The 9769-nt window shown below is 33.5% G+C and carries 9 protein-coding genes; 8 read left to right on the plus strand and 1 reads right to left on the minus strand.

The window, feature by feature from the left end; translation table 11 throughout:
* Positions 1-63 precede the first annotated feature (63 nt).
* The 8 genes from DB895_RS02925 to rfbD are packed head-to-tail and all read left to right on the plus strand — an operon-like array spanning position 64 to position 8298.
* Positions 64-933, plus strand: a complete 870-nt coding sequence (locus tag DB895_RS02925; RefSeq protein WP_116723848.1) for a M23 family metallopeptidase — start codon at positions 64-66, stop codon at positions 931-933.
* Between the two features lie 6 nt (positions 934-939).
* Entirely contained in the window at positions 940-2427 is a 1488-nt protein-coding gene (locus tag DB895_RS02930; protein WP_116723849.1) for a GH3 family domain-containing protein, read from the plus strand.
* Between the two features lie 6 nt (positions 2428-2433).
* Positions 2434-3315: a carboxypeptidase-like regulatory domain-containing protein gene (locus tag DB895_RS02935; protein WP_116723850.1), complete on the plus strand. Its 882-nt coding sequence runs from the start codon at positions 2434-2436 to the stop codon at positions 3313-3315.
* Positions 3316-3357: 42 nt separating this feature from the next.
* Complete coding sequence (locus DB895_RS02940; protein WP_116723851.1) at positions 3358-5049, plus strand: DUF6909 family protein; 1692 nt, start codon at positions 3358-3360, stop codon at positions 5047-5049.
* Positions 5050-5058: 9 nt separating this feature from the next.
* Positions 5059-6042, plus strand: a complete 984-nt coding sequence (locus DB895_RS02945) for a hypothetical protein (protein ID WP_116723852.1) — start codon at positions 5059-5061, stop codon at positions 6040-6042.
* A 12-nt stretch (positions 6043-6054) separates the two neighbouring features.
* The gene (gene rfbA, locus DB895_RS02950) at positions 6055-6912 is read left to right on the plus strand and encodes a glucose-1-phosphate thymidylyltransferase RfbA (RefSeq protein WP_116723853.1); all 858 of its coding nucleotides are present in this window, start codon (positions 6055-6057) and stop codon (positions 6910-6912) included.
* Positions 6913-6916: 4 nt separating this feature from the next.
* Entirely contained in the window at positions 6917-7468 is a 552-nt protein-coding gene (gene rfbC / locus DB895_RS02955; protein WP_116723854.1) for a dTDP-4-dehydrorhamnose 3,5-epimerase, read from the plus strand.
* Positions 7462-8298 (plus strand): dTDP-4-dehydrorhamnose reductase, encoded by an 837-nt coding sequence (gene rfbD / locus DB895_RS02960; protein ID WP_116723855.1) that lies wholly within the window; start codon positions 7462-7464, stop codon positions 8296-8298. The genes rfbC and rfbD overlap by 7 nt, the downstream gene beginning before the upstream one ends.
* 52 nt (positions 8299-8350) lie before the next feature.
* Here the strand turns inward: rfbD and DB895_RS02965 are convergent.
* A partial coding sequence (locus DB895_RS02965; RefSeq protein ID WP_133242635.1) for a putative Ig domain-containing protein occupies positions 8351-9769 on the minus strand: 1419 nt, incomplete at its 5' end.

Here is a 9769-nt window from a genome sequence, read left to right on the forward strand (position 1 = left end):
CAAAAAAACATATCATTCATAAAACTGCCATAAATTTATATATTTGTAGAACAAATCAAAAACATGTCCGAAAAACGGCTCAAAAGAAAATTATTAAAGAAGAAACTTTTTACAAAAAACCGTTTGGTGATTTTGAACGAAGAGACATTTGAGGAAATTTTTTCTTTAAAGTTGACTTTAATGAATGTTTTTGTTGTTGCAACCGTTGGGGCAATTTTGATCATCACGGTTACGACTTATATCATTGCCTTTACTCCATTACGAGAATTTATTCCAGGCTATGCTTCCAATAAATTGAAGAAAGATGCTACAGAATTGGCTTTAAAATCAGATTCATTGGCTTTTGCCTTAAAGAAAAATGAGGCCTATATTACTTCGATAAAAAGAGTTTTAACGGGTGATTTGGATTATGCTAAGCTTAATAAAGATTCAATTTTAGCGTCAAAAGTAGAAGTTTTAAAGGAGGAAGATTTACAGCCTTCAGAAGCAGATTTGAAACTGCGGGAACAAGTTAGTCAAGAAGATAAGTACAATTTATTTGAGAAAGCGCAATCAAAAGTAAGCATCGTACTTTTTGCACCAGTAAAAGGGGATATTACTGCAAAATTTAGTTTAAAAAATAAACATTTTGCAGTAGATGTTGCTTTGGCCAAAGACACACCAATAAAAGCTATTCTAAATGGGACAATTATTTTTTCCGATTGGACACCTTCAACGGGGAACGTATTAATTTTGAGACATAATAACGGATTTATTTCCGTTTATAAAGATGTGGCTTCTCTAACAAAGTATCAGGGAGATGTGGTAAAAACAGGTGAGGTAATTGCCTTGGCCGGTTCTACAGGACAAGAATCTACTGGAATACATTTGCATTTTGAGCTTTGGAAAGACGGCTACCCAATTGATCCGACGCAATTCATAGAATTTGAATAATTAGATATGTCATTAAAAACAATTGCGGCAAAAATTTTTGCGAAAATAATTTACAATAAAACTCAAAATTGGGCCAAAAATCCTGTGGTAACACAACAAAAAGTGTTTCTGGATTTGATTCGTCAAGCAACAAACACCCAGTTTGGGATTGACCATAATTTCAAATCCATAAAAACAGTTGAAGATTTTGTAAAAGTCGTTCCCGTTCGGGATTATGAGGGGTTGAAACCGTATGTGGATCGAGTGGTTAAGGGCGAAGCCAATGTCTTATGGAGAGGAAAACCGTTGTATTTTGCCAAAACTTCGGGAACTACTTCGGGCGCAAAATATATTCCGCTCACCAAGGAATCGATGCCTTTTCATATTGAAGCGGCACGAAATGCCATTTTACATTATATTCACGAGACAGGAAAAGCTGATTTTGTTGACGGGAAAATGATTTTCCTTCAAGGGAGCCCAATTTTAGAAGAAAAATATGGAATAAATTTTGGCCGATTATCCGGAATTGTAGCGCATTTTGTTCCGAAATATTTACAAAAAAACCGTATGCCTTCATGGGAAACGAATTGCATTGAAGATTGGGAAACTAAAGTGAATGCAATTGTTGAAGAAACTTTAAACGAGAACATGACGGTGATTTCTGGAATTCCGTCCTGGGTGCAAATGTATTTTGAGAAGTTGCATGAAAAAGGAGGGAAGCCCATTGGAGAAATCTTCAAAAACTTTAATTTGTTCATTTATGGTGGCGTGAATTATGAACCCTATCGCGCCAAATTTGAGAATCTAATCGGAAGAAAAGTAGATTCCATTGAACTGTTTCCGGCATCGGAAGGGTTTTTTGCGTATCAGGATTCCCAAAAAGAAAAAGGCATGTTGTTACTTTTGAACGCCGGAATTTTCTACGAATTTATAAAATCAGACGCATTTTCTACAGAAAATCCCCGTAGATATACGATTGGCGAAGTAGAAATTGGAGTCAATTATGTGTTGATTATTTCTACAAATGCTGGACTTTGGGGCTACAATATTGGCGATACCGTTCAGTTCACTTCCACAAAACCTTATAGAGTTATTGTATCGGGAAGAATCAAGCATTACATTTCGGCTTTTGGCGAACATGTAATAGGCAAAGAAGTGGAATGTGCTTTGCAAGAAGCAATAATAGGAACTTCAGTTCGGATTAATGAGTTTACGGTTGCACCACAAATCACACCACAAATCGGTTTGCCTTATCACGAATGGTTTATAGAATTTGAAAACGAACCGGAAGATTTAACAGCTTTTGAAGAGGCGATCAATTCTGCCATGAGAAAACAAAATGTGTATTATGACGATTTGATTGTCGGGAAAGTACTGCGAAGATTGGTAATCACAAAAGTGTCTAAAAACGGTTTTCAGGACTACATGAAATCCATAGGAAAATTAGGCGGACAAAATAAAATCCCAAGATTAAGCAATGACAGGAGTATTATCGATTTATTAATTAAGGAGTAGGAAAAGATGAAAGGGAAAAGATTTTTGGCGCTATTTTTTTTAATATCCTTATCTATCTCAGCTCAAATAAAAGGAGTTGTAAAAGACAGTATCACAGGAAAACCAATTCCATATGTAAGCATTTGGGTTGAGAATGAAAACAATGGAACGACGTCTGAAGAAAATGGATTGGTTACTGTAAATACTGCTGAAAAAAGTAAAACTTTAATTTTTTCTGCTTTAGGATATGAAAAGAAAAAGATTAGAGTTTCAGATGCTTTTGAAGTTAATTTAAAACAAACGGCTTATCAATTAGAAGAGATTGTTATTTTAAAAAGGAAAGAGACTAAGGAAATAGAAATAGGAAAAACCAAAAATGAAATTTTAGAAGCATTTGATAATGGACCAAGAATTGAAACTAAATTTTTCCCTTATTTTCCAGCTTACAAAAAAACTAAATTTATAAAAAAAGTTACCATTTATACTGATTGCAGAATTGACAATGCTACTGTTAAAATTCATTTTTATAGTGTTGATTCTATTGGTTTTCCCGGTAAAGAACTTTTAGAAAAAGATTTCATCGTTTCTGTCAATAAAGGAATAAATAAAACAGCATTTAATGTAACAAAATTTAATTTGAGAATGCCTCAAGAAGGTATTTTTGTTGGATTTGAAAAATTAATGATAGAAAGCAACAAAATAGAAAAGACCATTAAAGACGTATATACAAATACAACACAATTACAGAAGAAGTATTGTCCTTTTATATTATACAATTTTGTAGAAAGGAATTATTTATTTACTTATTCAGGAGGAAAATGGAACAGACAAAATAAGCAAAAAGATACAGATTCCTCAGATAAAATAATGATATATGAACCAGCAATAAATTTGATTCTTACAAACTAAGAATAAAAAACGTACATTTGCAGGTTATAAATTATAAAATTAATGAAAGAGATTAAAAACATAGTAAGATCAAGAGCGCAAGAATCATCTAGCGCTGTTGAAAAATTGTACATTACAATGCGTCATTTGTTTAACAGAGGATTCTATAAACCAATGGGGGTTTCGGGTGAAACATTAAGAGAGGCATTGTTGTCGTTAAGACCAGAAATATATGGTACTATTGCAGAGGAAAAAGTAGAATTGAGCGGACTTCTCTATGTTATAGAAAGACTTCCTATTGGGATTGAAGAATGCCGTTTTATCAACCTAACTTCAGATGAAGGATATTCAAAATCGCATTTTAAAGCAATTGTTCCTCCCAAAAGAAGAAGAAATTGTTATCGAATTGATGATGAGCAAATGAATATTGAAATCACTCGTGGCCGATCAGATATTTATGATATTTTGACGCATTTGACTTTTATTTTCATTGAATCGCATAAAATAAAAGACCGTATTTTAATTGATGAAAGCGGAGAAGTAACGCGCGATTGGCAAAAACTGGAACAAGCTGTTTTACAAAACAAGAAGCTCACTTTAGTTGAAAAAGAAAAAACAATTTCTCATACAGCAAATATTCTTGGACGAACTTTTGCCGAAGTGTTAGATATTTATGATGCTTTTGGAACTGCAGATAAACCGGATCGATTCCTTCATGTTATTTATTGGCTAGGAAATTTAGCCTTGCAAGAACTTATAGACAATAGCAAGCGTATCATTACCTTTAGTCCTATATTAAGAGAACGTTTGGGGCATCATATTCATGGAGAAATATGGGCTACCAATATTAAAGAGGTATTAAAAGAAAACCAACTTTTAGGACGACCAATTCATGTTATCAGTGCTAACATGCATAGTGTGATGAATTCTGTTTTTGCGACCCATGTATTAAAAACCAAATTTAAAGATCAATCGGATTTCTTTATTTATGAAGAATTAAGCAAGTCTGGCGCTCATGATTTAAGAAATAAGGTTGAAGATTTTGCTAAACAATACGGAATGATTTCGTTACCGGATTCTTCTGGGACTAATATTGATGTTCAAATATTTGATACGGCAAAAATTGATTTCAAAAAATCGGCTTTTCCTAAGGCGAAATTAGACGAAACAAAACCGGTAATTATCGTCATGGATTATGCATTTGGTGAGCAGGCCTATGAAACTATAGATGAATTGTTAAAACCATTTCAAGAAACAAAAGATAATAAAATATTATTAAATGTGGTATCGGTTTCTATAATGGGGAAAGCGGGAATTCTTCAAGGAGGAAAAGGAGACATCATGATTCCTTCTGCCCATATTAATGAAGGAACCGGTGACAATTATACTTTTGAAAATGAGTTGACCAAAGAAATGTTAGAAGGGAATGACATTGCCGTATTTGAAGGGCCAATGGTTACGGTATTAGGAACCTCATTGCAAAATAAAGATTTATTAAAGTTTTTCCATGAATCAACTTGGGGAGTCATAGGTCTGGAAATGGAAGGGGCTTATTATCAAAAAGCAATCCAATCTGCATCAAAAATTAGAAAAAGCATCAATCCCGATGTTAAAGTTAGATATGCCTATTATGCATCAGACAATCCTTTAGAAACAGGTAGTACACTGGCTTCTGGCGGACTCGGAACTACGGGGGTTAAGCCTACTTACTTAATTACAATAAAAATATTGGAACAAATTTTTAACATAAAATAAATTATTAAAATGAGTATAGACTCTCAAAAAAACATAGAGGATCAGGAAATTGATTTGTCAATAATTTCAAAAGGAATTGGTAGTTTTTTCCAAAAATTAAGTAATTCATTATTTAGATCTATTCAATTTGTTATAAAGCATTTCGTAATCTTAGGAATACTAATTGTAATTGGAGTAGGTTTGGGATTATTTTTAGATAAAACTTATAAAAATTATGATAACCAAATTATAGTAACGCCAAATTTTGGGAGTACAGATTATTTGTATTCCAAGATTGATTTAATCGAATCTAGAATTAAAGAAAGAGATACGGCTTTTTTAAAAACTATTGGGGTTCAAGAACCAAGTAAGCTTTCCAAAATTGAAATAAAACCCATTATTGATATTTATAGGTTTATTAATACGAATAGCGAGCAAAATTTTGAACTGTTAAAATTGATGGCTGAGGATGGTGATATCAAGAAAATAGTGGAAGAAAAAACGACTAGTAAAAATTATACTTTTCACACCATTTCTTTTGTTACAAAAAAATTAACAACTGACAAAAAAACAATTCAGCCTATAATGGATTTTCTTAATACTAATGATTTCTATACAAAATTCCAAAAAGAGCAGGTTAATAATATCAAAACTAAAATGGCAGAAAATGATAGTATTATAGCTCAAATAGATGGTTTTTTGAACAGTTTTTCAAATACTATTAATGGAAGTACTAAAAGTGATAAATTAGTATATTATAATGAAAACACACAATTAAATGATGTGATTAACACAAAAAATAAATTAATTTCAGAACAAGGGTCTCTTAGATTAGATATGGTTAGTTTAGACAAAATCATCAAAGAGAACAGTAGTACAACTAATATAGAAAATGATAAATCCGTAAATGGAAAGCTGAAATTAATTTTACCTTTATTATTTATTTTTGTTTATATATTCATTCGTTTTTTCATTGGGTTTTATAGAAAACAAGCTGTAAAAAACAAGCTGTAATCAATTTAAAAAATGAAAGGAATAATATTAGCAGGTGGTTCGGGCACACGATTGCATCCATTGACATTGGCAGTTAGCAAACAGTTAATGCCAATTTATGATAAACCAATGATTTATTATCCTTTATCTACATTGATGTGGTCCGGAATCAGAGAAATATTAATTATATCTACTCCCCATGATTTGCCGCTATTTAAACAATTATTGGGTGATGGAAAAAAATTAGGATGTCGTTTTGAATACGCTATCCAGGAAAATCCAAACGGTTTGGCAGAGGCTTTCATCATTGGTAAAGAGTTTATTGGAAAGGATAAAGTAGCTTTAGTGCTTGGGGATAATATTTTTTATGGATCTGGATTGGGAAGAGTACTCCAGAATAATAACAATCCTGATGGAGGAATTATTTATGCCTATCATGTCAATGATCCTGAGCGTTATGGAGTAGTTGATTTTGATGCCAATGGTAAAGCACTCTCAATTGAAGAAAAACCAGAAAAACCAAAATCCAATTATGCAATCCCCGGTCTCTATTTTTATGATAATGATGTGGTAGAAATTGCAGCCAACATTAAACCAAGTCCTAGAGGAGAACTCGAAATTACAGATATTAATAAAGAATATCTCCAAAGAGGAAAACTTAAGGTGAGTATTCTTGACAGAGGGACTGCTTGGCTAGACACGGGAACATTCAATTCCCTAATGCAAGCGGGACAATTTGTTCAAGTTATAGAAGAACGACAAGGATTAAAGATTGGTTCTATTGAAGAAGCGGCCTTTAGAATGGGTTTTATTGATGCTGAACAATTAAAGATTTTAGCACAACCCTTGTTAAAAAGTGGTTATGGAACTCATTTGTTAAGTATAATTTAATTTCATGAATTTTATTTCTACAAAGATAGAAGGTTGTTATATCATTGAACCGAACATCATCAAAGATGATAGGGGGTATTTTATGGAAAGTTTCAACGAAAACACTTTTCAAAAAGCGACTGGACAAGGGGTTCATTTTGTTCAAGACAATCAATCCTTTTCTACAAAGGGAGTCTTGAGAGGGTTACATTATCAGGTTGGAGAACACAGCCAAGCCAAATTGGTTCGGGTTTTATCGGGTAAAGTTTTAGATATAGCTGTTGATATTAGACCTGACTCAAAAACTTTCGGAAAATATGTCTCCGTTTTTCTTTCTGCCGAAAATCAAAACCAATTTTTTATACCAAGAGGATTTGCTCATGGCTTTTTAGTGTTAAGCGATACTGCTACTTTTTTTTACAAGTGCGATAATTACTATAATAAAGAATCTGAAGGAGGTGTTTTGTACAATGATAAAACACTAAATATAGATTGGAATTTTTCGGAAAATGAACTTATTATTTCAGAAAAAGACAAAAAGCAGCCTATTTTAGAAAAAGCCAGAAAAGTATGGTAATTTTAGTAACAGGTGCAAGTGGCCAATTAGGGCAAGCTTTGCAATTTATTGCGGGTAAATATTCTGGAATTCAATTCCATTTTTGTTCTTCATCAGATTTAGACATTACAAAAAAACAAGCCATAGAGGATGTTTTCAAAGCCACAAACCCTAATTTTTGTGTCAATGCAGCGGCATATACTGCAGTGGATAAAGCGGAAAGCGAACCTGAAAAAGCACATTTAATTAATGTAGATGGTGCCAAAAATTTAGCCGAAACATGCAAATTTTTTAATACAACCCTAATTCATGTTTCTACTGATTTTGTTTTCGATGGTTATAAAAATTTGCCTTATACCGAAATAGATCATACAAATCCTCGAGGAATATACGGTAAAACAAAAAGAGAAGGAGAACAAAAGATAGCAGAAAATTTAATAGAACATTTTATTATAAGAACGTCTTGGCTCTATTCACAATTTGGAAATAATTTTATGAAAACCATGCTTAGATTAGCTCAAGATAGAGATTCTTTAAGCGTTGTAAATGACCAAATAGGAACTCCTACTAATGCAATTGATTTGGCAGAAGTGATTATAAAAGTGATTTTCAGCAATAGTAAAAACTACGGAATTTATCATTTTAGCAATGAAGGTAGTGCCAGTTGGTATGATTTTGCGAAGAAAATATTTGAAATAAATCAGGTAAACATTGATTTAAAGCCTATACTCACTTCGGAATTTCCAACTCTAGCCCAACGTCCTAAATATAGCGTCCTAAATAAATCAAAAATTAAAACCGAATTTAAAATTACTATAGACACATGGGAAGATTCTTTGGTAAGAACATAATACGAAAAGGAGGCAAAATTTAAACAGCCTCCTTTCTCATACTATTTGTGTATTATTGTTTAATTATTTTTTTTGTTTCTACCTTGCCGTCTGAAAATAATTTCAGCAAATATAAACCGTCAGGTAAATTACGAAATTCGATTATAGAATTGATTATAATCCCTACTTGTATTAATTTACCTTCAACAGCAAAAATTTCATAAGAAGTAATACCATTTTTTACCCCTGAAATACTTATCATTTCAGTAAACGGATTAGGATAAACTTTAAGATTCGTATGTTTTTTTTCATTAATGTCTAGAGAATTGTCTATGGCAATGATGATTCCAAAAGAAACACTTCCGCCAGAATTGTTAGCCGTAACAGTATAGGTTGCGGTTGAACTAATTACGGTAGGCGTACCGGAAATCACTCCGGTCGAAGTATTAAACGACAATCCGGAAGGCAAACTGGGAGCAATGCTATAACTTGAAACGGTTCCAGTAATCGAAGGCAACAAACTTGTAATGGCCGTGTTTTTAGTGAACACGTTCGGTGAATTATAACTCAAAGAATTCGGAGCGACATCATTCACGGTAATCACCACTCCAAAAGAAACACTTCCACCAGAATTGTTAGCCGTAACAGTATAGGTTGCGGTCGAACTAATTACTGTAGGCGTTCCGGAAATCACCCCACTTGAAGTATTAAATGACAATCCGGAAGGCAAACTCGGCGCAATTCCATAATTCGAAACGGTTCCATTGATTGAAGGCAACAAACTTGTGATAGCTGTATTTTTAGTGAACACGTTTGGCGATGGATAGCTCAAAGAACTTGGCGCAACATCATTCATGGTAATCACGACCCCAAAAGAAACACTTCCACCAGAATTGTTAGCGGTAACAGTATAAGTCGCAGTCGAACTAATTACAGTAGGCGTTCCAGAAATCACTCCGGTCGAAGTATTAAACGACAATCCAGAAGGCAGACTAGGAGCAATGCCATAGCTAATAACAGCACCACCAGAAACTGTCGGATTTAAATTGGATATTACAGAATTTTTAGTGAACACATTTGGCGAATTATAACTCAAAGAATTCGGAGCGACATCATTCACGGTAATCACGACCCCAAAAGAAACACTTCCACCAGAATTGTTAGCGGTAACAGTATAGGTTGCGGTTGAACTAATTACTGTAGGCGTACCGGAAATCACTCCGGTCGAAGTATTAAACGACAATCCAGAAGGCAAGCTAGGAGCAATGCCATAGCTAATAACAGCACCACCAGAAACTGTCGGATTTAAATTGGATATTACAGAATTTTTAGTGAACACATTTGGCGAATTATAACTCAAAGAATTCGGAGCGACATCATTCACGGTAATCACGACCCCAAAAGAAACACTTCCGCCAGAATTGTTAGCCGTAACAGTATAGGTTGCGGTCGAACTAATTACTGTAGGCGTTCCGGAAATCACCCCACTTGA

Origin of the sequence: Flavobacterium psychrotolerans (assembly GCF_003097635.1) — a bacterium.
GTDB classification, from domain to species: domain Bacteria; phylum Bacteroidota; class Bacteroidia; order Flavobacteriales; family Flavobacteriaceae; genus Flavobacterium; species Flavobacterium psychrotolerans.

Bases quoted from the DNA above. Each gene is read 5' to 3' on its own strand.
- DB895_RS02925 (WP_116723848.1), top strand. From the start codon at position 64: ATGTCCGAAAAACGGCTCAAAAGAAAATTATTAAAGAAGAAACTTTTT.
- DB895_RS02930 (WP_116723849.1), top strand. From the start codon at position 940: ATGTCATTAAAAACAATTGCGGCAAAAATTTTTGCGAAAATAATTTAC.
- DB895_RS02935 (WP_116723850.1), top strand. From the start codon at position 2,434: ATGAAAGGGAAAAGATTTTTGGCGCTATTTTTTTTAATATCCTTATCT.
- DB895_RS02940 (WP_116723851.1), top strand. From the start codon at position 3,358: ATGAAAGAGATTAAAAACATAGTAAGATCAAGAGCGCAAGAATCATCT.
- DB895_RS02945 (WP_116723852.1), top strand. From the start codon at position 5,059: ATGAGTATAGACTCTCAAAAAAACATAGAGGATCAGGAAATTGATTTG.
- rfbA (WP_116723853.1), top strand. From the start codon at position 6,055: ATGAAAGGAATAATATTAGCAGGTGGTTCGGGCACACGATTGCATCCA.
- rfbC (WP_116723854.1), top strand. From the start codon at position 6,917: ATGAATTTTATTTCTACAAAGATAGAAGGTTGTTATATCATTGAACCG.
- rfbD (WP_116723855.1), top strand. From the start codon at position 7,462: ATGGTAATTTTAGTAACAGGTGCAAGTGGCCAATTAGGGCAAGCTTTG.